The 26771-nt window shown below is 59.7% G+C and carries 18 protein-coding genes; 12 read left to right on the top strand and 6 right to left on the bottom strand.

Annotated features, from left to right (window positions below):
* The first annotated feature begins 121 nt into the window (after positions 1 to 121).
* The 7 genes from ACKUG4_RS18010 to ACKUG4_RS17980 are packed head-to-tail and all read left to right on the top strand — an operon-like array spanning position 122 to position 7898.
* Positions 122 to 1972 carry an extracellular solute-binding protein gene (locus ACKUG4_RS18010; RefSeq protein WP_445434526.1) on the top strand — a complete coding sequence of 617 codons (1851 nt, stop codon included), beginning with the start codon at positions 122 to 124 and terminating at the stop codon, positions 1970 to 1972.
* The gene (locus tag ACKUG4_RS18005; protein WP_039768842.1) at positions 1959 to 3023 is read left to right on the top strand and encodes a microcin C ABC transporter permease YejB; all 1065 of its coding nucleotides are present in this window, start codon (positions 1959 to 1961) and stop codon (positions 3021 to 3023) included. The genes ACKUG4_RS18010 and ACKUG4_RS18005 overlap by 14 nt, the downstream gene beginning before the upstream one ends.
* The gene (locus ACKUG4_RS18000; RefSeq protein WP_236187740.1) at positions 3023 to 4045 is read left to right on the top strand and encodes an ABC transporter permease; all 1023 of its coding nucleotides are present in this window, start codon (positions 3023 to 3025) and stop codon (positions 4043 to 4045) included. The genes ACKUG4_RS18005 and ACKUG4_RS18000 overlap by 1 nt, the downstream gene beginning before the upstream one ends.
* A 1-nt stretch (position 4046) precedes the next feature.
* A complete protein-coding gene (locus ACKUG4_RS17995) occupies positions 4047 to 5681 on the top strand; it encodes an ABC transporter ATP-binding protein (protein WP_445434525.1) in 1635 nt (544 codons plus the stop codon).
* Between the two features lie 34 nt (positions 5682 to 5715).
* A complete protein-coding gene (locus ACKUG4_RS17990; RefSeq protein WP_064381302.1) occupies positions 5716 to 6243 on the top strand; it encodes a PAAR domain-containing protein in 528 nt (175 codons plus the stop codon).
* A gap of 12 nt (positions 6244 to 6255) precedes the next feature.
* A complete protein-coding gene (locus ACKUG4_RS17985; RefSeq protein WP_085646805.1) occupies positions 6256 to 7296 on the top strand; it encodes a hypothetical protein in 1041 nt (346 codons plus the stop codon).
* Positions 7293 to 7898 carry a hypothetical protein gene (locus tag ACKUG4_RS17980; RefSeq protein WP_445434524.1) on the top strand — a complete coding sequence of 202 codons (606 nt, stop codon included), beginning with the start codon at positions 7293 to 7295 and terminating at the stop codon, positions 7896 to 7898. Before ACKUG4_RS17985 ends, ACKUG4_RS17980 begins: the two co-directional genes overlap by 4 nt.
* A 90-nt stretch (positions 7899 to 7988) precedes the next feature.
* Here ACKUG4_RS17980 and ACKUG4_RS17975 read toward each other — a convergent pair whose 3' ends face one another.
* Positions 7989 to 8306 carry an SCP2 sterol-binding domain-containing protein gene (locus ACKUG4_RS17975; protein ID WP_007959502.1) on the bottom strand — a complete coding sequence of 106 codons (318 nt, stop codon included), beginning with the start codon at positions 8304 to 8306 and terminating at the stop codon, positions 7989 to 7991.
* Between the two features lie 48 nt (positions 8307 to 8354).
* Positions 8355 to 9065: a histidine phosphatase family protein gene (locus ACKUG4_RS17970; protein WP_085695919.1), complete on the bottom strand. Its 711-nt coding sequence runs from the start codon at positions 9063 to 9065 to the stop codon at positions 8355 to 8357.
* 207 nt (positions 9066 to 9272) lie between these two features.
* Here ACKUG4_RS17970 and sohB point away from each other — a divergent pair, with 207 nt between their 5' ends.
* Together sohB and ACKUG4_RS17960 are read left to right on the top strand one after the other, a co-directional pair.
* Positions 9273 to 10295, top strand: a complete 1023-nt coding sequence (gene sohB, locus ACKUG4_RS17965) for a protease SohB (RefSeq protein WP_039768836.1) — start codon at positions 9273 to 9275, stop codon at positions 10293 to 10295.
* A gap of 193 nt (positions 10296 to 10488) precedes the next feature.
* Positions 10489 to 15372 carry a dermonecrotic toxin domain-containing protein gene (locus ACKUG4_RS17960; protein WP_445434523.1) on the top strand — a complete coding sequence of 1628 codons (4884 nt, stop codon included), beginning with the start codon at positions 10489 to 10491 and terminating at the stop codon, positions 15370 to 15372.
* A gap of 42 nt (positions 15373 to 15414) precedes the next feature.
* Here ACKUG4_RS17960 and ACKUG4_RS17955 read toward each other — a convergent pair whose 3' ends face one another.
* Entirely contained in the window at positions 15415 to 15909 is a 495-nt protein-coding gene (locus ACKUG4_RS17955; protein WP_007959510.1) for a DUF934 domain-containing protein, read from the bottom strand.
* Positions 15893 to 17551 (bottom strand): nitrite/sulfite reductase, encoded by a 1659-nt coding sequence (locus ACKUG4_RS17950; RefSeq protein WP_064597038.1) that lies wholly within the window; start codon positions 17549 to 17551, stop codon positions 15893 to 15895. The genes ACKUG4_RS17955 and ACKUG4_RS17950 overlap by 17 nt, the downstream gene beginning before the upstream one ends.
* Positions 17552 to 18076: 525 nt before the next feature.
* On the opposite strand from ACKUG4_RS17950, the gene ACKUG4_RS17945 reads away from it, so the two are divergent.
* Complete coding sequence (locus ACKUG4_RS17945) at positions 18077 to 19150, top strand: ABC transporter substrate-binding protein (protein ID WP_445434522.1); 1074 nt, start codon at positions 18077 to 18079, stop codon at positions 19148 to 19150.
* Between the two features lie 5 nt (positions 19151 to 19155).
* On the opposite strand, the gene ACKUG4_RS17940 is transcribed toward ACKUG4_RS17945, so the two are convergent.
* Both ACKUG4_RS17940 and metH read right to left on the bottom strand, forming a co-directional pair.
* Positions 19156 to 19374, bottom strand: a complete 219-nt coding sequence (locus tag ACKUG4_RS17940) for a DUF2970 domain-containing protein (protein ID WP_007959515.1) — start codon at positions 19372 to 19374, stop codon at positions 19156 to 19158.
* Positions 19375 to 19486: 112 nt separating this feature from the next.
* The gene (metH, locus tag ACKUG4_RS17935; protein WP_039768830.1) at positions 19487 to 23197 is read right to left on the bottom strand and encodes a methionine synthase; all 3711 of its coding nucleotides are present in this window, start codon (positions 23195 to 23197) and stop codon (positions 19487 to 19489) included.
* Between the two features lie 158 nt (positions 23198 to 23355).
* On the opposite strand from metH, the gene ACKUG4_RS17930 reads away from it, so the two are divergent.
* Both ACKUG4_RS17930 and ACKUG4_RS17925 read left to right on the top strand, forming a co-directional pair.
* A complete protein-coding gene (locus ACKUG4_RS17930) occupies positions 23356 to 25650 on the top strand; it encodes a fatty acid cis/trans isomerase (protein WP_445434521.1) in 2295 nt (764 codons plus the stop codon).
* 59 nt (positions 25651 to 25709) lie between these two features.
* Positions 25710 to 26711 (top strand): acyltransferase family protein, encoded by a 1002-nt coding sequence (locus ACKUG4_RS17925; RefSeq protein WP_445434520.1) that lies wholly within the window; start codon positions 25710 to 25712, stop codon positions 26709 to 26711.
* The last annotated feature ends 60 nt before the right edge of the window (positions 26712 to 26771 follow it).

The raw sequence follows: 26771 nt of genomic DNA, 5'->3' as shown, positions 1-26771 counted from the left end.
CTCTGACCTCTTCGCGAGCACGCTCGCTCCCCCAGGGATTTGTGTTCACCACGAACCTGTGTGGGAGCGGGCTTGCTCGCGAAGAGGCCCTTGGCGTCGCCCAATCATCAGGACCTTGCCAATGCGCTTCAGACTCATGCTTTTTGCCGCCTTAGTGTGGTTGAGCCCGCTCAGTTTCGCCGCGCCCCAACACGCCCTCACGGTCTACGGCGAAGCCCCGAAATACGCCCCGGACTTCCAGCACCTGGCCTACGCCAACCCCGACGCGCCAAAGGGTGGAACCCTGCGCCGCTCTTCGCTGGAGAGCGGTCCGTTCGATCACTTGATTCCCTACATCGACAAAGGCACCGGCGTTGCCGACATTGACGGCTGGCTCTATGCGCCGCTGGCCTATCGCAGCAAGGACGAGCCTTACAGCGTCTACGGTCTGGTGGCCCAACGCATGGAGTTGGACGCGGACCGGCGCTGGCTGCGCTTTTACTTGAACCCCAAGGCACAGTTCGAGGATGGCACGCCGATCACCGCCGAGGACGTGCGCTACACCTTCGAGTTGTTCACCACTCAGGGCAGCCTCAAATATCGCCAGCAGTTTCGCGATGTCGCCGAGGTGCAGGTCGAGTCGCCGACTCAGGTGCGTTTCGTGTTCAAGAACAACGAGAGCCGTACCTTGCCGCTGGATCTGGCGACGTTGCCGGTGCTGCCCGAGCATTGGTGGCGCACGCGCAATTTTGCTGATGGCGCAGGTTTCGAGATTCCGCCGGGCAGCGGGCCGTACAAGATCAGCGCGGTGGACGCCGGGCGCAGTGTGAAATTCCAGCGGATCAAGGACTGGTGGGCCAGGGATCTGCCGATCACTCGCGGGCTTTATAACTTCGATCAGTTGAGCGTGGAGTTTTTTGCCGACACCGATGTGTCGCGACAAGTGCTCAAGGCCGGCGGCTTCGATTACAACCGCGAGTTCTCCGCCACCAGTTACACCATCGGTTATGCGGGGGCGGCGCTGGAGCAGGGCAAGTTGCTGCGCGAACACCTCGCACCCGGCGCCGCGCAAGGTGCCCAAGGCTTTGTGTTCAATCTGCAGAAGCCGATGTTTCAGGATCGTCGGGTGCGGCAGGCGATTGCCATGCTCTGGGATTTCGAATGGAGCAACCGGCAGATGATGCGCAGCATGTACCTGCGCCAGCGCAGCTTCTTTTCCCACAGTGCGTTGTCGGCCACCGAACTGCCGGATGCCGAAGAACTGAAAATCCTCGAACCGTGGCGCGGCAAGATTCCCGATGAAGTCTTCAGTCAAGTGTTCGAAGCGTCGCGCACCGACGGCAGCGGCAACATCCGCGCGCAACAGTTGCAGGCATTGAAACTGCTGGAGGCCGCCGGTTGGAAACCCCGTGGCGATCAATTGGTGAATGCCGCCGGCGAGCCGTTGCAGTTCACCTTTCTCAACGGCCAAAAGGGTTTCGAGCGCCTGCTGCTGCCGTTCAAGCGCAACCTGGCGCAGATCGGCATCGGCTTCGATATCCGTCAGGTCGACACCGCGCAATACACCAACCGCGTGCGCAGCCGCGACTACGACATGATCGTCGTCGGTTACCCGGTGAGTCAGGCACCGGGGCGCGAGCTGTTCAACTACTTCGGCTCCGAGGGTGCCGACGATCCTGGCTCGAACAACTACATGGTGCTGCGCGATCCGGCGGTGGATGCGCTGCTTGAAGGCGTTGTGCAGGCCGACAATCGCGAGAGCCTTCTGCGCCACGCCCATGCCCTGGATCGGGTGCTGCAGTGGGGCTACTACTGGATTCCCAACTATTACCCGCCGGGGATTTCCACGGTCTGGTGGAACCGCTTCGGTCGCCCGGCAATTGCGCCGTTGTACGACGCCGGACTCGACACCTGGTGGGAAATCAGCCCGACCGCGCTGACCTCGACGCAGATGCAGCAACAGCACAAGGAGTACGCCCATGTGGGGTTATAGCCTGCGGCGTCTGCTGCTGATCGTGCCGACCTTGCTGGCGATTCTGCTGGTGAACTTCGTGATTGTGCAGGCCGCGCCCGGTGGCCCGGTCGAGCAGGCCATCGCCCGATTGCAGGGGATCGGTGTCGGTGCGGCGGTGGGTGCCAGCCATGTCGAAAGCATTGGCGGCGAGTCCCGCGCGACTCGGGGCCTGGATCCGAAACTGGTGGCCGAGATCGAGCGGCAGTATGGCTTCGACAAAAGCGCTGGCGAGCGCTTGTGGCTGATGCTCAAGAGCTACGCGCAACTGGACTTCGGCAAGAGCTTCTTCCGTGGCGCGACGGTGACCGAGCTGATCTGGCAGAAGCTGCCGGTGACCCTGTCGCTGGGTTTGTGGGCGACGCTCATCACTTATCTGGTGTCGATCCCGCTGGGGATTCGCAAGGCGGTGCACAACGGTTCGGCGTTCGATGTCTGGAGCAGCGCGGCGATCATCATCGGCTACGCCATGCCGGGGTTTCTGTTTGCGCTGCTGCTGATCGTGGTGTTCGCCGGCGGTACGGCGCTGGACTGGTTTCCGGTGCGCGGGCTGGTCTCGGACAACTTCGCCGAGCTGTCGCTGTGGGGCAAGGTTGCCGATTACTTCTGGCATCTGGTGTTGCCGGTCAGTGCGCTGGTGATCGGCGGTTTCGCGACGCTGACGATCCTGACCAAGAACAGCTTCCTCAACGAGATCTCGCGGCTGTACGTGGTCACGGCCCGGGCCAAGGGCTTGAGTGAACGACAGGTGTTGTACGGGCACGTGTTTCGCAACGCGATGTTGCTGGTGGTGGCCGGATTGCCTCAGGCATTGGTCACGGTGTTTTTCGGCGGCTCGCTCTTGATCGAAGTGATCTTCTCCCTCGACGGGCTCGGCCGCCTGAGCTACGAAGCGGCGGTGTCGCGGGATTACCCGGTGGTGTTCGGCTCGCTGTTCATCTTCACCCTGTTCGGGCTCCTGATAAAACTGCTGGGCGACCTGTGTTACACGCTGGTCGATCCGCGCATCGACTTCACCGCGAGGACTGCCTGATGCCGACGCTTTCTCCAATCGGACAGCGCCGGTGGGCGCGGTTCAAGGCCCATCGGCGCGGCTGGTGGTCGTTATGGCTGTTTCTCGCGCTGTTCGGCCTGAGCCTGGGCGGCGAACTGGTCGCCAATGACAAACCGTTGCTGGTGACGTATCAGGGCGAGTGGTATTTCCCGGCGTTCAAGCGCTACACCGAGCAGGATTTCGGCGGCGAGCTGCCGTTCCAGCCTGACTACCGCAGTGCCCAGGTGCGTGAACTGATCGAGGGGCAGGGCGGACGGATGTGGTTTGCGCCGATCCCGTTCGGTTTCGACACGGTCAACTACGACCTCAGCGAACCGGCCCCGAGCCCGCCCACCGCTGAAAACTGGCTGGGCACCGACGATCAGGCGCGGGATGTGCTGGCGCGGGTGATATTCGGCACGCGGGTGTCGCTGTTATTTGCTCTGGGGTTGACAGCGGTGAGCGCGTTGATCGGCATCGCGGCCGGTGCCTTGCAAGGCTATTACGGCGGTTGGGTCGATTTGCTCGGTCAGCGTTTGCTGGAGGTCTGGTCGGGGCTGCCGGTGCTTTACCTGCTGATCATTCTGTCGGGCTTCGTCGAGCCGAATTTCTGGTGGTTGCTGGGGATCATGGCGCTGTTTTCCTGGCTGAGTCTGGTGGACGTGGTGCGCGCCGAGTTTCTGCGCAGCCGCGGACTTGAGTACGTGAAAGCGGCGCGGGCGCTGGGTGTGGGCGATTCGCAGGTGATCGTGCGTCACATTCTGCCCAACGCCATGAGTGCGACCTTGACGTACCTGCCGTTCATTCTGACCGGGGCGATCGCCACGTTATCGGCGCTGGACTTTCTCGGCTTTGGCATGCCCGCCGGCAGTGCTTCGCTGGGCGAATTGATTGGTCAGGGCAAGAACAATTTGCAAGCCCCGTGGTTGGGCCTGACGGCGTTCTTCGCCCTGGCGCTGATTCTTTCTTTACTCGTTTTCATCGGCGAAGCCTGCCGTGATGCCTTCGACCCCAGGACTTGATATGCGTGAACATCTGATCGAAATACGCGACCTGCGGGTGGCGTTCAAAGGGCAGGAAGTGGTGCACGGCATCGACCTCGACATTTGCCCGGGGGAATGCCTGGCGCTGGTGGGCGAATCGGGTTCCGGCAAGTCAGTGACGGCCCACAGCATTCTGCAACTGCTGGACCCGAACATCACGCAGATCGACGGCAGCATCCGTTATGGCGGCGAAGAGCTGCTGGGTGTGCACGAGCGCTATCTGCGGCAACTGCGCGGCAACCGCATCGCAATGATTTTTCAGGAGCCAATGAGTTCGCTGAACCCGTTGCACAGCATCGAGCGGCAACTCGGCGAAAGCCTGGCGCTGCACAAAGGCCTGGCGGGCACGGCGGCGCGCAAACGGATTCTGGAGCTGTTGGAACTGGTGGGCATTCAACGTCCGCGCGAGCGGCTGAAAGCGTATCCGCATCAGCTCTCCGGCGGGCAGCGGCAGCGGGTGATGATCGCCATGGCGCTGGCGTGCGAACCGCAGTTGCTGATCGCCGATGAGCCGACCACAGCCCTCGATGTCACGGTGCAACGCAAGATTCTGTTGCTGCTCAAGGAACTGCAACAGCGGCTGGGCATGGCGCTGCTGATCATCAGTCACGACCTGAATCTGGTGCGCACCATTGCCCAGCGGGTGGCGGTGATGCGCGGGGGCGAAATCGTCGAACAGGCGAGCTGCGAGCAGTTGTTCCGTGCGCCGCAACATCCCTACAGCATCGAATTGCTCAACGCCGAACCCGGCGGTGCGGCACTGTGTCGTGATGCGGCGGAGGATTTGCTCGAGGTTCGCGATCTGAATGTGCGTTTTCCGCTGGGCGGCGGATGGCTGCGGGCCAAGACTTATCTGCACGCGGTCAATGGCATCGATCTGAACCTGCAACGGGGCAAGACCTTGGGCATTGTTGGTGAATCCGGATCGGGCAAGTCCACTTTAGGTCAGGCGATTTTGCGTCTGATCGACGCCGACGGCAGCATCCGCTTCAAGGGTGAGGCGCTTGAACGACTGAGCGGCAAGCAATTGCGTCCGCTGCGCAAACGCCTGCAAGTGGTGTTTCAGGACCCGTTCGGCAGCCTGAGTCCGCGCTTGTGTGTGGAGCAGATCATTGCCGAAGGTTTGCAGGTGCACAGCGACTTGAATGCGCAGGCGCGCGAGCAGGCTGTGATCAATGTACTGAAGGAGGTCGGGCTCGATCCGGCGACGCGTCATCGCTATCCCCACGAGTTTTCCGGCGGGCAACGGCAACGCATCGCCATCGCCCGGGCGCTGGTGCTCAAGCCGGATCTGATCCTGCTGGATGAGCCGACGTCGGCGCTGGATCGCACGGTGCAGAAGCAGATCGTTGCGCTGTTGCGCCGGTTGCAGGAGGAATACGGGCTGACCTATCTGTTCATCAGCCACGACCTGGCGGTGGTGCGCGCGCTGGCCCACGATCTGATCGTGATGAAGGATGGCGAGGTGGTGGAACGTGGCGAAACGGCCGGGTTATTCCATTCGGCCCGGCACCCGTATACGCGGGAGCTGCTGGCGGCGTCGTTTGTGACACCGGTCACGGCAGAAACGGGCAGCCAGGAGGGCAGACTTTCACCCACGGAGCAGATCCGGTAAATTTCCCGGCTCCGCTCATACAAGGATGTAGATGATGGCAAAACCTGCCGCGCGCCTCAGCGATCTCAATGCCTGCCCGATCACTGGACACAGTACCAACCCCAGCACCAGCGGTTCACCCAATGTGAACATCAATGGCATGCCCGTGCTGCGAGTCGGTGATACCACCGCCTGCGGTGATTCCGTCACCGAGGGCATCGGCAACATCCTGATCAACGGCAAGCCAATCGCCTTCCTCGGCAGCGCCACAGCCCATGGCGGAATGATCATTACCGGCTCCGGCGACGTTTTTGTCGGCACGCAGGTGGGCGAGGCTCCCTTCACCCCGATCGTTACAGTGCCTAAACATAGCGAACGCTTCCAGTTGGTGGACGAGAACACCGGCGATGCCATTCCCGATATGCTTTATTGCATCGAAACCGGTGATGGCCAGCGTTTGGTCGGCCACACCGATAACCACGGCAATGCCGCGCGAGTGTTTACCGCCAATCCGACCTCCATAACCGTGCAATGGGGCAAGGAAGCAGCTGCGCATCTGGATGCTTTGGGTATCGATTACTAAGGAGGGTGACGCGTGGCAGCACCGAAAAAGAAACAGGCCCAGACCACTGACCAGCATGGGACGACTCAGGTCAAAGGTACGCTCGCCCAGGATTATGTGACGGTGGTGGGGGCTTCCTACATCAGTTTCATGGCCAATATCCGTGGTCAGCGCGGCAACATGATGAACTTCATCAATCAGGGTATACGGCAAATAAAAAACTATCCTGAGCCCACACCGAATTATTCCGTGCAAAGAGCATTTCTCATCTTCAAGGATGAATACGATCCGAAACTTCTCGCCGAAGTCAAAAAGATCGTGACGGAACGCTATAAGGCCGAGTACCGCGAATACGACAATATCTCGCAACTGGTCGATTTTGTGGTTTCGCGCAAGCGCAGGGGGCGTGAAATCAAGCAGATGGATTTCTTCTCACACGGCGTGGTGGGTGCTATCGAGTTTGGTTATGAACTCGACAAGCGTGAAAGTTACCGCTTGCGCGACGCCCAGGCCCGAATGTTTACACCCGATGCTTTCGCTTATGGAGCCAGGATCTATTCCTACGCCTGTCGTACCGGGCTGGGAATCGATGCTGATTTGACGGTGAGAGAAAACGAGGATCCCCACTACGAACGCAGTCTGGCGCAGATTATGGCGAATGCGACCGGTGCCGTTGTGTGGGCATTTCCGCGACGCAGTCTGTATGACCAGACCTATGGAACCGACGAGGATCGTCAGGCTGTCGAGAAAGCACCTGCCCGCCAGGAAGCCGACAAGGCGGCGAGCCGTGCTTATCGCAAACAACTGAGTGACTATCAGCGACGCCTGGCTGCTCATCGAACGGCGCAAAAAAATCCCGAAGCGCAGTTACCGCACGAAACCGCTCCCGTTGCTCCGAAAAAAACCTTGTCGGAGAGAGATGCTGCATTGCTCAAACAGGCTCAGGGACGAGATCAGTACAACAGCACCCTTGGTTATCCTCTGGATGCCGAAGGCGCTGTCCACCCCGTTCGATCCGGTAATACGCCGGATGGCGTTCCAAAAAAGCTATGCGAATACAAACCCGTCAAATGACGACCACAACACGACTATCGAAGTGTTTCGCCGTAACCGCCCTGATTCTTGTGGTGGCAGGCATTGGCTATTTTCTGGTTGGCAAGGAAGACGACATGTCCTCAAAAGTGATGATGAATTACGGACTCTGGAGCCCTGAAGACAATCGTTTCGATGCATCTCGCTGGTTCGAAAGCGGAATGTACCGCCGGCGCACGACAGGGACGCCAGCAGAAATCAGCGTCGACACGATGCTGCGCAACAAACCACTGCCTGTAACACGAGAGATGAATGAGGATCTGGTGGCGATTGCAGGGGTTGCGCTCGAGTATGACTTTCCCGAAATCAATACGGACTCGCTGATCAACCATCCGCCACAATTGACTCAACGTGTCAGATATTGGGTCAGCAAGTTCGATCAGCCTGACAAGCCAGTTGATCTATACAACCTTTATCTTGAATTGGATGGGCAACGTTTTGTGATCACTTTCAGCAGGGATGCGCAGACAGGTGATCTGATCGACAACAACAGTGCGCGAAAGGTTTCGGTTGACCAGGAAGCAGATGCTGAATACCTACAGGAATTCAGAGCGATGGACGAGGCTGAACGTTCTCGGCACTGACCGACCCGATTTTTTCAAACCATAAAAAAATCCCGTTACAAGTACGGGATTTTTTTATCAGACAGGCTCCGCAATATCGGAGCCGCGATCTTACGCCGGAAACAGCTCGGACAGTTTCATCGACAGCATCATGTCGCCTTCAACGCGCAGCTTGCCGCCCATGAAAGCCTGCATGCCGTCGGTTTCGCCGCTGACGATACCTTTGAGGGTTTCGCTGTCCAGCACCAGCGTGCAGTTGGCGTCCGGGTTTTCGCCTTCCTGGATGTCGCAGGTGCCGTCTTTGACGATCAGGGCGTATTGCTTGTCTTCGTCAGTGATGTTGAAACCGAAGACCAGATCCAGACCGGCAGCGGCGGCTGGGTTGAACTTGGCTTGCATTGCTTTTACGGCATCAGCTACGGAGGTCATGGTTCGATCCTTTTTGGTTGATTGCAGCAGGGTCACAGTAATCCGGACTCAGCGAAAGGTGATGAGTTCCGGGGCCTTCAGCAGTTGCAGATGCGCATGACTGTTGAAGGAAGCCAGAGCCACCTCGCGACCGCGGAACTTCAGCTGGTTGAGCGAGGTGTTGACGATTTGCCAGTTCAGTTCAAAGGCCTGCCGGGCGGGCATTTGAGTGATGAGGTGGAGCAGGGCGGTGATCGTGCCACCGGAGGTGAACACCGCGATTTTCTGGGTGTTGTCGGCCTGTTCGAGAATCCGCTGCAGCCCGGCCTGTACCCGCTCGACGAAAGCCAGCCAGCTTTCCAGGCCAGGTGTGTCGTAGGTGCCGGCGAGCCAGCGTTCGATGATCAAGGCGAAGATGCGCTGGAACTCGCCACGGTTTTGTGCGGCGTTGCGCAGAATCTCCAGCGCTTCGGGCTCTTCCGGCAGCATGGCCGGGAGCAGGGCGCGGATCACGGCGTCGGCATCGAATTCGTTGAAGGCCGAGTCGATCTCCAGAACCGGAACCGGCAGGCCGACGGCGGCGAACTGTTCCAGCGCGCTGTTGGCCGTGTGTTGCTGACGGCGCAGATCGCCCGACAGGCAGCGGTCGAAGCTGATTCCGAGTTCGGCGAGGTGGCGGCCGAGGATTTCTGCCTGGCGTACACCGGTCGGCGACAGGACGTCATAGTCGTCTGCACCGAAGGAGGCCTGGCCATGTCGAATCAAGTAGATGCTGCCCACGTCCGCGTCATCCCGGTACGTTGAAGGTTGTGGCGAGGTTATGGGGATGACGGTGAGCTGTCAATGAAAAAACATACGCTTGTTTGAAATGCCCGTTCCAGCCTTGTTTCCAGAGGTTTCACGGCTGGCCGACGGGCCGGTGCATGGGTATGCTGGAGCCAATTCCCGCGTGTGTTTCATGACCGCGCATCGTTTGAAGGAGTCTCTGTGGAGTTTTTGACTGAATACGCCAGTTTCCTGGCCAAGACCGTGACGCTGGTCATCGCCATTCTGGTGGTGCTGGCAAGTTTTGCTGCATTGCGCAGCAAGGGCCGGCGCAAATCGGCCGGCCAGTTGCAGGTCAGCAAGCTCAACGATTTCTATAAAGGCCTGCGTGAGCGTCTGGAGCAGACCCTGCTCGACAAGGATCAGCTCAAGGCCTTGCGCAAGGGCCAGGCCAAGTCCGAGAAGAAACAGAAAAAGAAACCCGAAGCCAAACCTCGGGTGTTCGTGCTCGACTTCGACGGCGACATCAAGGCCTCGGCCACTGAAAGTCTGCGCCACGAGATCACCGCGCTGCTGACCCTGGCCACACCGAAGGACGAAGTGGTCCTGCGCCTGGAAAGCGGCGGCGGCATGGTGCACAGCTACGGTCTGGCCTCGTCGCAACTGGCGCGCGTCCGTGAAGCCGGCGTGCCGTTGACCGTGTGCATCGACAAGGTCGCGGCCAGCGGCGGCTACATGATGGCGTGCATCGGCGAGAAGATCATCAGCGCTCCGTTTGCCATCCTCGGTTCCATTGGCGTGGTGGCTCAGTTGCCCAACGTCAACCGCCTGCTGAAAAAGCATGACATCGATTTCGAAGTGCTGACCGCCGGCGAGTACAAACGCACCCTCACTGTATTCGGCGAAAACACCGAGAAAGGCCGGGAGAAATTCCAGGAAGACCTGGACATTACCCATCAGCTGTTCAAGAACTTCGTCGCTCGTTATCGCCCGCAGCTGGCGATCGACGAGGTCGCCACCGGTGAAGTCTGGCTCGGCATCGCGGCACTGGATAAGCAACTGGTCGACGAACTCAAGACCAGCGACGAATACCTGGCCGAGCGCGCCAAGCAGTCCGAGGTTTATCACCTGCACTACGCCGAACGCAAAAGCCTGCAGGAGCGTATCGGCATGGCGGCCAGCGGCTCGGTGGATCGCGTGTTGCTGAGCTGGTGGAGCCGCTTGACCCAGCAGCGTTTCTGGTAACAATTGCGCACGCTCGCGAGGTCTTCGCCCCGCGAGCGCGATGCATTTTCAACGCAAGACAGTGCGGTATATAGATATTTTAAAGTTTGATAATGTTGCTGTTTTCAGTGACGAACTCATCAAATAAGCGCGCTGTATCCAAGGGTTTTTCGACTTTATTCTGAATGTCCACTTCAGAATAAAGTTGTTAAACATGGACGTTGAAAATAGTAAATCAAGTTTGCCTGCCATGACGCCTGATCAACAAGGTGTCTTTTTTGAGTTGTATAAAAAACAGATTCCTTCCTGGTTGCTGACGTCTGCGGAGACGGTTCGCAATGACCTCTACGAAAGTTTGAAAAAAAGTTTTAAGTCGCGACATGCTGCGCTGGAGCAACTGCGCGCACTTAAATCTCCACAGAGCTTCTGTACGCCGCTGTTAGCCAAGGCGATGAGTGAGAAACTGGGTGAACCTTTCGAGGTCGAGGGAGCGATTTTTCAGCATGTGCGTTCCACCTCCAGCCTTTTGGGCCTGCGCAAGAAACTGGTATTACCCATCAAACGCGATTTACTGATGGCTGCCTGCGAAAATTTCGAATTATCGGAAACGCTGGCCAGCAACTATCACGAACATTCCTTGCTTTATATTCCGGAACAGATAACCGGGCGATCCAGTCGTGTGTTGTCGATGCGGCCCAACGAATTCGCCAGACTGTGCCGTTTTCTGGATCTTGGCGAGCAATATCAAAAACATGTGAAGACTTTTTTTGGTGGCGGTAGTCAAGTCGCAAGTCTGCAGGCTACTTCGGTAACGTACTCGAAAGACCAGTTTGATGTTGATCGGCACATTGCTTTGATGCGCGGCTACATCAGCCCCGATGTCTATCAGATGCTGAATTCGGTAAAGAACCAGGAACCGTCGATCAAACTGGGCAACAACACACTTGGATTTCAAAGCCTTGAAATGCTCGGCGTGACGCTCAGGGGCCCGATGTTCATCGGCCCGGTCAGCGAGCATGCCGACAGCGATTACCGCTGTGTGATCTATATACCAGGTGATCCGGATCACCCGTTGAAAGAATACCCGTCGTTTCAGAGGTTCGAACTCGAATTGAGCGGGCGTCTGCGTGACGCCCGGTTCCACCGTTTTTTTTCGCGCTTCATTACGATGAAGGATCGTCCGGCGTTCCTTAAAGGACTGGATGTAAGGTTGTTGAAAGTCCAGCCGAATCAATTCCCGATCTCCACGACGTTTCTGCCCCTGACAGGTATCGATCTTGAAGGTGATGCAAAACAGGATCTGTTTCTGGCGATCTTCCAGCACCGTGCCGCGCAGGTTTGCGCCGACGCCCGTCTGCTGGTGGTGCCGACCGACGACGAAGACGAGAAAACCCGACTGGCGAGGCTGGACACTTATAAGACCATCGGGCTGAACACCGCGCTGTTCTTCCTTTCATTTGTCCCGGTCCTGGGTCAAGTCCTGTGTGCCGTGGCCGGCTTGCAGTTGCTCAACGAAATATATGAAGGCATTGACAGTTGGGCCCACGGCGATCAGGAACATGCCGCCGACTGCCTGTTTGACACGCTTGAAAACCTGATCCTGATGGCGGGGTTCGCCACCGGCGGCGTAGCGGTGGGAAAAGCCTTTAAAACCGTGCGCTCGTCGAATTTCATCAGGGGCCTTGAGCATGTGCCGGTGGCTGACAACCTGTCGCATCGGTTGTGGAATCCAGACATGAGCGCTTACCGCCAGCAGGAGTCGATGCCGAGCAGTATGTCGACCGATGCACAAGGTCTGGTCTGGCGCGGCAAGGACGGTTATCTGCCCTTGGGGCCCGATGCTTACGCGGTGCGTCCGTTGAGCGGCACCAGTCTGTGGGAGGTGCATAACCCCACATTGCCCAAACGTTATTCGCCATTGCTTGAGTCCAGTGGTGCGGGCGCCTGGCGGCATGACTCGGAGCTGCCTCACGAGTGGAATGCGCTGACGCTGTTCCGTCGGCTGGGCTTTCGTGAAGAACAGATTTCGGACACTCGTGCCGAACAAATCATCGCCGCAACCGGGATCGACGAAGCCGCCATGCGCCGGCTGTTTGTCGAGCGTGGCAAGCCCATGGCGATCCTGACTGATTCGGTCAGGCGCTTTCGTGCGGATATCGGTGTCACCCGGTTCATGGACCAGATGGCCGTTGCTGCCTCCGCGCCGCTGGCCGATGCCGAACTGCAGCTGTACTTGCTGACAGCAACGGGCCGCTGGCCGCGGGATCTGGCAATCAGCGTGACGGATATCATGGCCAACGAAGTGGCCCGATACGGTGGGACCCAAGGCACCCGCGAGGTAAAAATCAATGAAGATCTGATGCGCGACGGCCGGTTTTATCCGCCGTTGCTGGCAGCGCTCAGTGACAGTGAGCGTTTGCATCTGCTGGGTTCTGCCACCGTAGAGCCCAACAATCAGAGCGCGCTGCTCGGGATGCACATTGCCGGGCTGGCGCCCCGCATGCGCATGGCAATGATGGATCGACTGTTTCGGCGCGCGGACGTCTGCGAACTTTCCAGGAGCGAGCCGATCGTCAAGGCCTTTCCGGGGCTGTCGGCCAGCGTCGCCGACGAGTTGGCGCATCATGCCGATGCGCATGAATGGGCGCAGCTTGACGCAGGTACCGTTCCGCTGCGTCTGGCAGAAGAAGCACGGCGATATCAGCAGGTCCTGCGTCTGAACCGCGCCTATGAGGCGTTGTATCTGGACGCCGCCAGCGGGCGCGATGCGGATATGTTGATACTCGACACCTTGACGCACTTGCCAGGTTGGCCTGGTGATGTGTTTATCGAAATACTGGATTGGGGTGTATTTGCCGATCAACGAGCCACGATCGGTGCTGACGGCGCTGAACATCAGGCGTTGCTCGAGGCTTACCCTGAACGCTATCAGGGCCTGGATTCGAGCCATGCCGTCGTTTCCAGGCAGCCGGGGCGTACCCGGACGAATTTTTTCCAGGCATTGTGGCAAAGCCTTCCGTCACACAGCCGTAAAGCCATTGGCGTCGATGCGGATCTGGATGGCACGGGCCTGAGAGAAAAAATAACCGCGCTGGCACTGCGGCGACGTGTGGCCTACGCGAAGGTGCTGGGAATGGAAGCTCCGCATGCCGACTATCGGTCTCCCATGGGGCTGGCGGATCGGAAAGTCGAACAATCGGTTGTGCAGGCGGGGTCGCCCACTCACCCGATGCCGCATCGATCGTCCGTGTTGATACGCCGTGCCCGACGGCTGTATCCCGCGCATTCAATGGCGCAGATTGAGCGCTTTGTGTCGACGCTTGGGACTGACGAAGTGCTGGCCATTCGAAAGCTTGAGGACATGCGTCAGGAATACCGGACAATCCTCGACACGCTTGAGCGGTGGGTTCATCGCGAAACGTGGTATCACGACGGCGATGGCATGAGGCTGAGGGTTCCTTTCCATACCAAGAGGCGCGCGGCGCAGGCGATCCTGCGTGCGTGGCGCAAGGAAGACCAGACGCCCGCACCTTCCGGTGAGAACCTGTACAACCTTGTTTTCGATGCGGTCCCGCTGGGAAATCTGCCGGTGGTCGTCGGTGATTTCACCCATGTGACGGCGTTGCAGATGAGTGGTGTGGGGGCGAGTTCAGGACTGAATGCATTTCTGCGCAACTTTACCCGGCTGCGAGCGCTGAACCTTTCAGGAAACGAACTGACCCGCATCCCTCAGGTCGTTGCGGACATGTCGGGACTCACAGAACTGGATCTGAGTAACAACGAAATTCGCCTGAGCGAACGAGCAGCGCAGGAGCTGGGTAGCAAAACACACCTGCACTCGTTGAACCTGAGTCTGAATCCAGACTTGGGCCAAGTGCCCGCGTTGGCAGGGATGCGCAATTTGCGCCACCTGGATCTGCACCATACGGGAATCACCCAGTGGCCGGCGGACATCGACACGCTCACGCACCTGGAAACCCTGGATCTGCGCAACAACAAAATCTCCGAGGTTCCGGATTCTGTGTTCAAGGCGCGCGCCGTGCTCAATCGAGGCACCCATATCGACGGCAACCCGCTGTCCGTGGCCAGCCTTCAGGCCCTTGCCGATTATCAGCGAGTGCAAGGTATCAGCCTGGGTGTGATCACCCCTGACTACCTCGCTACGGTACGACCGGCTGTCGATATGCAGGGTGCCGGGTGGGTCAGCGGGTTGCCGAGGACGCAGATTGCGCGGGCGCAGGAGGTCCTGTTATCGCTGTCGGCTGATCCCGATTCCCGGGCCTTTTTCGAGATGCTCATGCAATTGCGCGGGACGGCCGATTATTTCCACACCCGCACCCAGCTTGGGCAGCGGGTATGGAACGTGCTGGAGGCCGCCTGTGAAAACGACAGGCTGCGTCGTGTGCTGTTTCGGATGGCCAGAGAAGGGCGTGTGAGTACCGCCAATGCCACTGCGTTATTTAGCGATCTGGAGGTCAGGGTTCTGTGCTTCAGGGCTTTGGTAGCGGCTCGCACCGGCAGTCAGGCGCTCGAGGGTGATCTGATTCGTCTGTTGCGTGGACTGTTTCGATTGCAGGAGCTTGAAAAACAGGTTGTCCTGGAAACGGCGCGTCGCGCCAGAACGGAATCGCTGACCTTGCGCCAGGCTCTGGATATCAACCTGATTTACCGGGTGCGACTGGCAGAGCGGCTGGAGCTGCCTGCGCAACCGACTGAGCTGAATGTGCGGCTGGACGTCGAGGTCAGCGATGAGCAGATCGATGAAGCCTATCAAAAGGTGGTCAAGGCCGAAAATACTGCGCAATTGGCAAACTCGATCAGCCGGCAGGAATTCTGGGCCGAGTATTTGTGGACGAGTCGTCAGGACGTGTTTGCCGAGATTCTGGATCGCTGTGCGCGGGCTTTTTCCCTGCTGGAGTCTCAGGCCAATCTGTCTCGCGAAGCCGCCGCACAGCAAATGACGACAATCTACGACAACTTCAGAAATGAAAGCCTGGAGTTGCGCAAGCAACTGACCAATGCGGCATTGGCACGCCATCCAGTGCTGCCATTGCCGGCCACCTCGGGGCCCAACAGATTAGGAACGAAACAGGACTGAACAGAGGCCCCGGGCCCTTCGACAAGGGCCCGGGGCAGGCGGTCAGCGGCGACGGAACAGCGGCAGCGGTTCGTCAGTGGCGGCCTGATAGGTCACCGAAAAGTCCTTGAGGCTTTCAAGGGCGTCGTACGGGTCTTTGTCCGCGCGCAGGGCGAAGGCATCGAAACCGCAACGGCGCATGTAGAACAACTGGTCGCGCAGCACATCACCAATCGCCCGCAGTTCACCTTTGAAACCGTAGCGGTCACGCAGCAGGCGGGCGTTGGAGTAGTTGCGGCCATCGGTGAACGCCGGGAAGTTCAGGGCAATCACCTGGAACTCGTTCACGTCGTCACCGATTTCTTCGGCTTCTTCGTCGGCATCCAGCCACACACCCAGACCGCCATCGCGGGCCTTGAGCATGCGGGCGTGTTCACGCCACAGCTGCAGCGGGACGATCAGGTCGTCGCAGTTGCTGATTTCGTCGATGTTGAAATCCTTGGGCAGCAGGTGCCAGGTTTCGTCGACGACCTCGTTGTTCTTAATGATTCGCTGCATAGACGCGTTCCTTGAAGAGGTCGATGCCAATACGCTGGTAGGTGTCGATGAAACGCTCGTCTTCGGTGCGCTGTTCCACGTACACGTCGATCAGTTTGGAGATCACGTCCGGCATGTCTTCCTGGGCGAAGGAAGGGCCGAGGATCTTGCCCAGGCTGGCATCACGGCTGGCGCTGCCGCCGAGCGAGACCTGGTAGAACTCTTCACCTTTCTTGTCCACACCGAGGATGCCGATGTGGCCGACGTGGTGGTGACCGCAGGCGTTCATGCAGCCGGAGATGTTCAGGTCCAGTTCACCGATGTCGAACAGGTAGTCCAGGTCGTCGAAGCGGCGCTGGATCGATTCGGCGATCGGGATCGACTTGGCGTTGGCCAGCGAGCAGAAATCACCGCCAGGGCAGCAGATGATGTCGGTCAGCAGGCCGATGTTCGGCGTGGCGAAACCTTGCTCGCGCAGCTCGCCCCACAGGGTGAACAGCTGGCTCTGCTCGACGTCGGCCAGAATGATGTTCTGCTCGTGGGAAGTGCGAAGTTGACCGAAGCTGTAGCGGTCGGCCAGGTCGGCGACGGCGTCGAGCTGCTTGTCGGTGATGTCACCCGGTGCAACGCCGGTCGGCTTCAGGGACAGGGTCACGGCCACATAGCCCGGCTTCTTGTGTGCCAGGGTATTGCGGGTGCGCCAGCGGGCGAAGCCCGGATGCTCTTTGTCGAGGGCAGCCAGTTCGGCGGTCTGGTTTTCCAGCGCCTTGTAGTCCGGGTCGACGAAATGTTTGGCCACACGATGCACTTCGGCTTCGGTCAGCGTGGTCTGGCCGCCGCGCAGGTGTTCCATCTCTGCATCGACTTTCTGAGCGAAGACTTCCGGCGTCAGCGCCTTGACGAGGATCTTGATCCGCGCCTTGTATTTGTTGTCACGACGGCCGTAGCGGTTGTACACCCGCAGGATCGCGTCGAGGTAGCTCAACAGGTCCTGCCATGGCAGGAACTCGTTGATGAACGCACCGACCACCGGGGTACGACCCAGACCACCGCCGACAAGCACACGGAAACCGAGTTCACCGGCAGCGTTGTGTACCGGCTCAAGGCCGATGTCGTGGACTTCGATGGCCGCACGGTCGGAGGTCGAACCGTTGACGGCGATCTTGAACTTGCGTGGCAGGTAAGCGAATTCCGGGTGGAACGTGGTCCACTGACGAACGATTTCGCACCACGGACGCGGGTCGATCAACTCGTCGGCTGCAACACCGGCGAACTGGTCGGTAGTGACGTTGCGCAGGCAGTTGCCGCTGGTCTGGATGGCGTGCATCTGCACAGTGGCCAGTTCGGCGAGGATGTCCGGGATGTCTTCGACCGCCGGCCAGTTGAACTGCACGTTCTGCCGCGTACTGATGTGGGCGTAGCCCTTGTCATAGTCGCGGGCGATCTTGGCCATCATGCGCACCTGACGCGAGGTCAGTTGGCCGTAAGGCACCGCCACTCGCAACATCGGCGCGAAACGCTGGATGTACAGGCCATTCTGCAGGCGCAGGGGGCGGAATTCTTCTTCGCTCAGCTCACCTGCCAGATAGCGTCGGGTCTGATCACGGAACTGCTTGACGCGGTCCTCGATGATCCGCTGATCGTACTCGTCGTATACGTACATATAAGTCCTGTTCTCAGGCTTTGGCCACTCGGAAAACGCTGCGTTTTCGCTTGCTGGAGTCCGATGGTTCCTCTGCAATTCTGCGCGCACGGCCGCGCACTCCCTGACGGAGCCGGGGCAATATACCCGTTTGCAGTTATGCGCAAAAGTGATGTTTGAGTATATGTAAAGAACCAAATCGCCTAACAAGAATCACTGTCAACTAAACCACATTTGTCGTGCGGACAATCATCGTCTTAACTGTGGTCGAGTCTTTCTGCAATCACCGATAAAACCGACAAGAGGCGATGCAATGAGCAACCCAACCAAAGCAAGGAAAAGCGATAGCAGCGTCGATGCCTGGGCGATTCTGTTCCTGATCATTCTGGTCGTTGGAACGGCGGTATTCTGGGTCAGCCATCAGTAAAACGACTCGTCCGGGCCCCGCTTGCGACGATTGTCGGACAAAAGGCGGGATCAAGCGCCAAAGGCCAGGTGATCAATGGCTATAATGCGCGGCCATTTTTCCTTGGGCCCGGATGATTCATGTTCAAGTTTTTCCACCTCAGCCTGCTGCTGTTCGGCGCGGTTTTCGGTACCTGCGCGCGTGCGGAGTCGGTGCTGTTCCTGAATCCGGGCTCGACGCAGGAAGCATTCTGGGTCAGCTATTCGCAATTCATGCAGGCTGCCGCCCGGGATCTGGGCATCGACCTGCGCATCCTCTACGCCCAGCGCCAGCCGGAACTGACCCTGGCGCAGGCGCGATTGGCCCTGCAGGGGCCTGAGCGCCCGGATTATCTGGTGTTCGTCAACGAACAGTACGTGGCGCCGCAGATTCTGCGCATGGCCAACGGCAGCGGCGTGAAGCTCTTTATCGTCAATTCGGCACTGACGCCCAATCAGCAGGCGTTGGTGACTGAGCGCGCGGACCGCGTCGGCAGTCTGGTGCCTAACGACGAGGAGGGCGGCTATCTGATGATGAAAGAACTGATCCGCCTGCATCCGCCCGTGGCGCCCGGTGAAAGCATCGATCTGCTGGCGTTTTCCGGCCTCAAGATCACGCCATCGGCGCAATTGCGCGAAAAGGGCATGCAGCGGGCCCTGGCGGAGAATCCGCAGGTGCGTTTGCGGCAACTGGTCTATGGCGGCTGGACCCAGCAGCGGGCTTACGAGCAGGCGAAGCAGTTGCTGGTCCGCTATCCCAACGTTTCATTGGTATGGGCAGCCAATGATGAAATGGCCTTCGGCGTGATGCGTGCCGCGTCCGAGGCCGGCAAGGTGCCGGGCAAGGACGTGCTGTTCAGCGCGGTCAACACCTCGCCCGAAGCATTGCAGGCGGTGGTCGACGGGCGCCTGAGCGCGTTGCTCGGCGGGCATTTCACCCTGGGTGGCTGGGCACTGGTCGAGCTGCATGATCACGCGCAAGGCGTCGATCTGAATCAGTATGGCGGCCGGGATCGGCAGATTCCGTTGCTGCAACTGATCGACAGGGATCATGCCCGCCGAATCCTTGCAATGGGCGCCTCACCGGACTACGGCGTGCAATTTCGCAAGCTCTCGGCGAAAGGGCGCCCGGTGTCGTATCGCTACCCGTTCAATCTGCAGACCCTGATGCACTAGGGCCGTCAGACGCCCGCCAGATGCACCACCAGTTGCACAATGCCAAACAGCGTCAGAGCGAACACCGCCGTGAACGCGATACCCAAAAAGATGAAATGGCTGGGCTTGCCGTGGGTGAAGTCCCTCGCCCGGTTCTTGCCGCTCTGCACCCCGAACGCCGCCGCCATGACGCTATGCAGCATCTGCCAGAACGTCGGTGGCTTGTTGTCGACTGGATCGTCCATAAATCCCCCGTCTGCCGTGTGTGTCAGACAAGCATAGCCAACCGTTTTCAGGCCGCAGAAATAACTGTGGGAGCCAACAGGCTCCCACAGGGTGTCGTCGCGTGAAGCGGGATTAGTTGTCGTAACCCAGATTCGGCGCCAGCCAGCGTTCGGTCAGGCTCAGTTCCTGGCCTTTGCGCGAGGTGTAGCTCTGCACCTGATCCTTGTCGACCTTGCCCACCGCGAAGTACTGCGCCTGCGGATGGGCGAAATACCAGCCGCTGACCGCTGCCGCCGGGAACATCGCGTAGTGCTCGGTGAGGAACACGCCGCTGCGACCGGCGCGCATTTCCTGGGCCTCAGGGTCGAGCAGGGCGAACAGCGTGGCCTTCTCGGTGTGATCCGGGCACGCGGGGTAGCCGGGAGCAGGGCGGATGCCGGAGTACTGCTCTTTGATCAGCGCCTCGTTGTCGAGGGCTTCATCCTTGGCGTAACCCCAGTGCTCCTTACGCACCTGCTGGTGCAGCCACTCGGCGCAGGCCTCGGCCAGACGGTCGGCCAGGGCCTTGACCATGATCGAGTTGTAATCGTCGCCAGCGTCCTGATAAGCCTTGGCCACTTCTTCGGCACCGATCCCGGCGGTGGTGATGAAACCACCGACATAGTCGGTCACTTCGCTGTCCTTCGGCGCGACGAAGTCGGCCAGGGAGAAGTTCGGCTTGCCGTCGGTCTTGATGATCTGCTGACGCAGGTGATGCAGGCGCGCCATCGGCTTGCCGTCATCGCCGTACAACTCGATATCGTCATCGTGCACCTGATTGGCCGGCCAGAAGCCGAATACCGCACGGGCGCTGATCAGCTTCTCGTCGATCAGCTTGGTCAGCATCTCGCGGGCGTCCTTGTACAGCGAGGTCGCCGCTTCACCGACCACTTCGTCTTCGAGGATGCGCGGGAACTTGCCGGCCAGATCCCAGGAGATGAAAAACGGCGTCCAGTCGATGTACTCGGCCAGGACGTTGAGGTCGATATTGTCCAGCACGCGGGTGCCGGTGAAGGTCGGTTTGACCGGGGTGTAAGTGGCCCAGTCGAACTGCGGCTTCTTGGCGATCGCGGCGGCGTAGCTCAGGCGCTCGGTGCGGGCGCTGCGGTTGGCGGTGCGCTCGCGGACGTCGATGTACTCTTCGCGGGTCTTCTGGACGAAGCCGGCCTTCAGTTCCTTGGACAGCAACTGCGTCGCCACGCCCACGGCGCGGGAGGCGTCGGTCACGTAGACCACCGCGTCGTTGCTGTACTTGGGCTCGATCTTCACCGCCGTGTGCGCCTTGGAGGTGGTCGCGCCGCCGATCATCAGCGGCAGGTGGAAGTCCTGGCGCTGCATCTCGCGGGCCACATGGACCATTTCATCCAGCGACGGGGTGATCAGGCCGGACAGGCCGATGATGTCGCACTTCTGCTCCCTGGCCACCTGCAGGATCTTCTCGGCCGGCACCATCACGCCCAGGTCGACGATGTCATAGCCGTTGCAACCCAGTACCACGCCGACGATGTTCTTGCCGATGTCGTGCACGTCGCCCTTCACCGTGGCCATCAGGATCTTGCCCTTGGCTTCCGGCTTGTCGCCCTTTTCCAGTTCGATGAACGGAATCAGGTGCGCCACAGCCTGTTTCATCACGCGGGCGGATTTCACCACCTGCGGCAGGAACATTTTGCCGGCGCCGAACAGGTCACCGACGATGTTCATGCCGGACATCAGCGGGCCTTCGATCACTTCGATCGGGCGAGCGAAGGACTGACGGGATTCTTCGGTGTCTTCGACGATGTGGGTGGTGATGCCCTTGACCAGCGCGTGCTCCAGACGCTTGTTGACGTCCCAGCTGCGCCATTCTTCGGTCTCGGCTTCCTTGACGCTGCCATCGCCCTTGTACTTGTCGGCGATGGCGAGGAGGGCGTCGGTGCCTTCCGGCGTGCGGTTGAGGATCACGTCTTCAACGGCGTCGCGCAGTTCCTGCGGGATCTGGTCGTAGATCTCCAACTGACCGGCGTTGACGATGCCCATGGTCAGGCCAGCGCGGATCGCGTACAGCAGGAACACCGAGTGGATCGCCTCGCGCACGGGGTTGTTGCCGCGGAACGAGAACGACACGTTGGACACGCCGCCGGAGCTCAGGGCGTACGGCAGCTCGTCACGGATGTAGGCACAGGCGTTGATGAAGTCCACAGCGTAGTTGTTGTGTTCTTCGATGCCGGTTGCCACGGCGAAGATGTTCGGGTCGAAGATGATGTCTTCTGGCGGGAAGCCGACTTCATTGACCAGAATGTCGTAGGAGCGTTTGCAGATCTCTTTCTTGCGCGCTTCGGTGTCGGCCTGGCCGGCTTCGTCGAACGCCATCACCACCACGGCGGCGCCGTAGCGCTTGCACAGTTTGGCGTGATGGATGAACTGCTCGACGCCTTCTTTCATGCTGATCGAGTTGACGATGCCCTTGCCCTGGATGCATTTGAGGCCGGCTTCGATCACGTCCCATTTCGAGGAGTCGATCATGATCGGCACGCGGGAGATGTCCGGCTCGCCGGCAATCAGATTGAGGAAGGTCACCATGGCCTTCTTCGAATCGAGCATCCCTTCGTCCATGTTGATGTCGATCACCTGGGCGCCGGCCTCGACCTGCTGCAGGGCGACTTCCAGGGCTTCGGTGTAGTTGTCTTCACGGATCAGGCGGGCGAATTTCGCGGAACCGGTGATGTTGGTCCGCTCGCCGACGTTGACGAACAGCGAGCTGCGATCGATGGTGAACGGCTCCAGGCCCGACAGACGGCAAGCCTTGGGAATGTCCGGAATCTGCCGCGGCGCATAGCCGGCAACTGCTTTGGCGATGGCTTCGATGTGGCCCGGCGTGGTGCCGCAGCAACCGCCGACGATGTTGAGGAAACCGCTCTGGGCGAACTCTTCGATGACCTTGGCGGTGTCCACCGGCAGTTCGTCGTACTCGCCGAATTCGTTCGGCAGACCGGCGTTCGGGTGAGCGGATACGTGAGTGCTGGCCTTGTCCGACAGCTCTTCCAGGTACGGACGCAGTTCGCGGGCACCGAGGGCGCAGTTCAGGCCGACCGAAATCGGTTTGGCGTGGGCCACGGAGTTCCAGAACGCTTCGGTGGTCTGGCCCGACAGGGTACGGCCGGAGGCGTCGGTGATGGTGCCGGAAATCATGATCGGCAACTCGAAGCCCAGTTCTTCGAACACGCCTTGCACGGCAAAGATCGCGGCTTTGGCGTTGAGAGTGTCGAAGATGGTTTCGATCAGGATCAGGTCGGCGCCGCCTTCGATCAGGCCTTTGGTGGCCTCGGTGTAGTTTTCCACCAGTTCATCGAAGGTAACGTTGCGATAGCCCGGGTTGTTGACGTCCGGCGACAGCGAGCAGGTGCGGCTGGTCGGGCCCAGAACACCGGCGACGAAACGCGGCTTGTCCGGGGTCTCGAGGGTTTTCGCGTCGGCGACCTTGCGCGCCAGGCGGGCGCCTTCTACGTTGAGTTCGTAGACCAGTTCTTCCATGCCGTAGTCGGCCATGGAAATCTGCGTGGCGTTGAAGGTGTTGGTCTCGAGGATGTCGGCGCCGGCGTCCAGGTAGGCTTTCTCGATGCCGCCGATCACGTCCGGGCGGGTCAGCACCAACAGATCGTTGTTGCCCTTGACGTCGCTCGGCCAGTCGGCAAAGCGTTTGCCGCGATAATCCTGCTCTTCGAGCTTGTAGCTCTGGATCATCGTGCCCATGCCGCCGTCGAGAATCAGGATGCGCTCTTTGAGAGCTTGCTTGAGAGCTTGAAGGCGGACGCTGCGATCGGACATTGGGGCTACTCGAAAAAGACCATGACGAAGGGCCGGGATCATAACAAACCTGTGCGGTTTTAGAGCATGTGACGCTTTTGCATGAATATCGCTCATGTTGGTACGAGCGTCATAACGGTAGAATCGCGGCGTTTTTCTTCAGGATCAGGGTCAGGGACATGTCGTACCGCGTCATCAGCATTGCATTGCTGTTTTTAAGCTTTGGCGCGGCGGCGCAAAGTCCCGCTATTTCTTCTTCTATTTCCTACACCCGAGACATCCAGCCGATCTTCACCGAAAAGTGCGTGGCCTGCCATGCGTGCTACGACTCTGCCTGTCAGCTCAACCTGGGCAGCGGTGAAGGCGCAGCGCGGGGCGCGAGCAAGATGCCGGTCTACGATGGCGAACGCACCCAGGCGGCGCCGACCACGCGGCTGTTCTATGACGCCTTCGGCAAACGGGCCTGGCAGCAGAAAGACTTCTACTCGGTGCTCGACGCCCAGGGCAGCCAGGCCGCACTGATGGCGCGCATGTTGGAGCTGGGACACAAAACGCCGCTGACCCCCAACGCCAAACTGCCGCAAGACATTGTGCTGGGTCTCAACCGCGAAAACCTGTGCGCGATGCCCGCCGAGTTCGAAGGCTATGCCGGCGCCCATCCGAAAGAGGGCATGCCGCTGGCGGTGACCGGGCTGACCGATCAGCAATATCAGACACTGCAACGTTGGCTCGCTTCCGGCGCACCGATCGATGAGCAAGGCCTGGCGCCAAGCGCCAAGGAGGCGATGCAGATCGTCCAGTGGGAAAATCTGCTCAACCAGCCTGGCGCGCGGGAAAGTCTGGTCGGGCGCTGGCTGTTCGAGCACTGGTTCCTGGCGCACATCTATTTCAAGGATGGCGAGCCGGGGCATTACTTCCAGTGGGTGCGTTCGCGCACGCCGACCGGTCAGCCGATCGACCTGATCGCCACCCGTCGCCCAAATGACGATCCGGGCACTCAGGTGTATTACCGCCTGTGGCCGGTGCAGGGTGTGATCGTGCACAAGACCCACATCACTTATCCGCTGAGCGCGGCGAAGATGGCGCGGGTCAAAAGCCTGTTCTACAACGGCAACTGGCAGGTCAATGCCTTGCCGGGCTACGGGCCGCAGAGCCGGGCCAACCCTTTTGCGACTTTCGAGGCGATTCCGGCGCAGGCGCGTTATCAGTTCATGCTCGATAATGCCGAATACTTCGTGCGCACCTTCATTCGTGGCCCGGTGTGCCGTGGGCAGATCGCAACCGACGTGATCCGCGACAACTTCTGGGCGCTGTTCCAGGCCCCGGAACACGACCTGTACATCACCGACCCGAACTATCGCGGCCAGGCCACGCCGTTGCTGGCCATGCCGGGGCAGAACGACGATGTCGGCAGTGTCCTGAGCCTGTGGCACAACTACCGCAACAAGCGAAACCAATACGAAGCCCTGCGCCGTGACAGCTATGCGGATCTGCCGGCGCCGAGCTGGTCGACCCTGTGGGCCGGCAACGACAACGCCTTGCTCAGCATCTTCCGCCACTTCGACAGCGCTTCGGTGACCAAAGGCCTGATCGGCGAAGTGCCGCAGACTATGTGGCTGTTCGACTATCCGCTGCTGGAGCGCACCTATTATCAGTTGGCAGTGAATTTCGATGTGTTCGGCAACGTCTCCCATCAGGCGCAAACGCGCTTGTATTTCGACCTGATCCGCAACGGCGCCGAACAGAACTTCCTGCGCCTGATGCCTGCTGATTCCCGCGAAGGCTACCTCGACGATTGGTACCAGAGCAGCGGCCAGTTCAAGATGTGGCTCGATTACGAAGCCATAGACGATGACAAGCCGACCGCGCTGAAACTCGACGAGAAGGACCCGAAACGCGATTTCGCCATGCAATTGCTGGCGCGCTACGGCGATCTCAACGCGCGTCCGGATCCGATCAACCGTTGCGAAGACGCCTACTGCTCGCGCCCGAACATCGACCCGGCGCTGCAAAACGCCGAACAGGCGCTGAGCCGCCTGACTTCGCGCCCGGCGGCGGGCCTGAAAGTGATCGATCAATTGCCGGAAGCCACCATGCTCCGGGTTGAAACCCGCAGCGGCAAGCGCGAGGTCTACAGCCTGCTGCGCAACCGCGCCCACAGCAACGTGGCGTTCCTGCTCGGCGAATCGCTGCGCTATCAGCCGGGGCTGGACACGCTGACGATCTACCCGGGCGTGCTCAGCAGCTACCCGAATTTCATGTTCAACGTTCCGGCAGACCAGGTGCCGGCGTTTGTCGATGCGATGGAAGGGGCAAAGGACGCGGCGCAGTTCGAGAAAGTCGTCGAGCGCTGGGGGATTCGCCGCAGTCATCCGCAGTTCTGGTTCTATTTCCACGATTTGAGCCAGTACATCCACGAAACCGAGCCGGTGGAAGAGGGCGTGCTGGACATGAACCGGTACGAGAATCTTTGATCGTTTGAGCGATGGCGGTTGTCCCAATCCTGTGAAGTACGGGATCGGGAGCGCCATCGATGTTGATTTCAGTGCAGGCCCTGCGAGCGCTCGCCGCGTGGGCGGTGGTCTGCCATCACTTCATGCAGATTTTCTTCGACTTCGAGGCGCGGGGGCCGATAGGTCAGCTGTTCATCGACAAGGGCGCCGTGGGCGTCGATATCTTTTTCGTGATCAGCGGGCTGGTGATTTTCCTGTCCAGCGAAGGCAAGGCGCTGCCGCCCGCGCGGTTTCTGCTGTATCGACTTTTCCGGATTGTCCCGGCGTATTGGCTCTACACCGTGCTGATGGCTTTGTTGGTGGTATTCGCCCGGCCGTTGCTGCCGGATCAGACGGTGGACTGGAGTCATTTGCTGCTGTCGTTGCTGTTTATCCCGACCGAAAACCCCGGCGGCTACGGGATCTACCCGACCCTGAATGTCGGCTGGACACTGAATTACGAGATGCTGTTTTACGTGTTGTTCGCCTGGGCGCTGTTGTTTCGGTTGCAGGTGCGCTTGCTGGTGGTCGCGGCGCTGCTGTTTGCGGTGTGCCAGGCCTGGACCGGATTTGGCTGGGTCAGCGAGTTTTATCGCTCGGACATCGTTTATGAGTTCCTGCTCGGGATCAGTATCGGCATGTTCTATCGCCGCGGCTGGATCGGACCGGCGCTCTGGCTGCCGTTGCTGGGGATCGGGGCGGCGTTGCTGGCGATCTATTACTTGCCGCCCGATCCCCGGTTGCTGAATTGGGGCGTGCCCAGTGCGGTGCTGGTCATGGCCAGTTTGGCGCTGGAACGCCATGTCGAGCGCAACAGGCTGCTCAAGCTGCTGGGCGACTGTTCGTACTCGGTGTATCTGATGCATGTGCTGGTGCTGTCGGCTGGCGGTTATCTGGCCCGACGCTATGGGATCAACCCGTATTTGATGTTTGTTGTCTGTGCGCTGGCCATCGTTATCGGTTCTTGGCTGAGCTACGAATGGGTGGAAAAGCGCAGTTATCAGTGGCTTAAAGCACGGATTGACGGCGAACGTGGCGCTTAGCCGATTTGCGAACTATTCCTACGTAAATACTAGGACTTTGTGCCGCGCGCCGATTGGCGT

The organism is Candidatus Pseudomonas auctus, from assembly GCF_048654275.1.
Lineage (GTDB): Bacteria > Pseudomonadota > Gammaproteobacteria > Pseudomonadales > Pseudomonadaceae > Aquipseudomonas > Aquipseudomonas pharyngis.
Note: the sequence above shows the minus strand (reverse complement) of the source record. Positions and strands in the feature narration are given on the sequence as shown.

Excerpts from the sequence above, each read along its gene's own strand:
- ACKUG4_RS17975 (WP_007959502.1), bottom strand. The coding sequence starts at position 8,306 with ATGACCTCCGTAGCTGATGCCGTAAAAGCAATGCAAGCCAAGTTCAAC.
- ACKUG4_RS18000 (WP_236187740.1), top strand. The coding sequence starts at position 3,023 with ATGCCGACGCTTTCTCCAATCGGACAGCGCCGGTGGGCGCGGTTCAAG.
- ACKUG4_RS18010 (WP_445434526.1), top strand. The coding sequence starts at position 122 with ATGCGCTTCAGACTCATGCTTTTTGCCGCCTTAGTGTGGTTGAGCCCG.
- ACKUG4_RS17980 (WP_445434524.1), top strand. The coding sequence starts at position 7,293 with ATGACGACCACAACACGACTATCGAAGTGTTTCGCCGTAACCGCCCTG.
- ACKUG4_RS17950 (WP_064597038.1), bottom strand. The coding sequence starts at position 17,551 with ATGTACGTATACGACGAGTACGATCAGCGGATCATCGAGGACCGCGTC.
- ACKUG4_RS17930 (WP_445434521.1), top strand. The coding sequence starts at position 23,356 with ATGTCGTACCGCGTCATCAGCATTGCATTGCTGTTTTTAAGCTTTGGC.
- ACKUG4_RS17925 (WP_445434520.1), top strand. The coding sequence starts at position 25,710 with ATGTTGATTTCAGTGCAGGCCCTGCGAGCGCTCGCCGCGTGGGCGGTG.
- ACKUG4_RS18005 (WP_039768842.1), top strand. The coding sequence starts at position 1,959 with ATGTGGGGTTATAGCCTGCGGCGTCTGCTGCTGATCGTGCCGACCTTG.
- ACKUG4_RS17990 (WP_064381302.1), top strand. The coding sequence starts at position 5,716 with ATGGCAAAACCTGCCGCGCGCCTCAGCGATCTCAATGCCTGCCCGATC.
- metH (WP_039768830.1), bottom strand. The coding sequence starts at position 23,197 with ATGTCCGATCGCAGCGTCCGCCTTCAAGCTCTCAAGCAAGCTCTCAAA.
- ACKUG4_RS17995 (WP_445434525.1), top strand. The coding sequence starts at position 4,047 with ATGCGTGAACATCTGATCGAAATACGCGACCTGCGGGTGGCGTTCAAA.
- ACKUG4_RS17940 (WP_007959515.1), bottom strand. The coding sequence starts at position 19,374 with ATGGACGATCCAGTCGACAACAAGCCACCGACGTTCTGGCAGATGCTG.
- ACKUG4_RS17955 (WP_007959510.1), bottom strand. The coding sequence starts at position 15,909 with ATGCAGCGAATCATTAAGAACAACGAGGTCGTCGACGAAACCTGGCAC.
- ACKUG4_RS17960 (WP_445434523.1), top strand. The coding sequence starts at position 10,489 with ATGGACGTTGAAAATAGTAAATCAAGTTTGCCTGCCATGACGCCTGAT.
- ACKUG4_RS17945 (WP_445434522.1), top strand. The coding sequence starts at position 18,077 with ATGTTCAAGTTTTTCCACCTCAGCCTGCTGCTGTTCGGCGCGGTTTTC.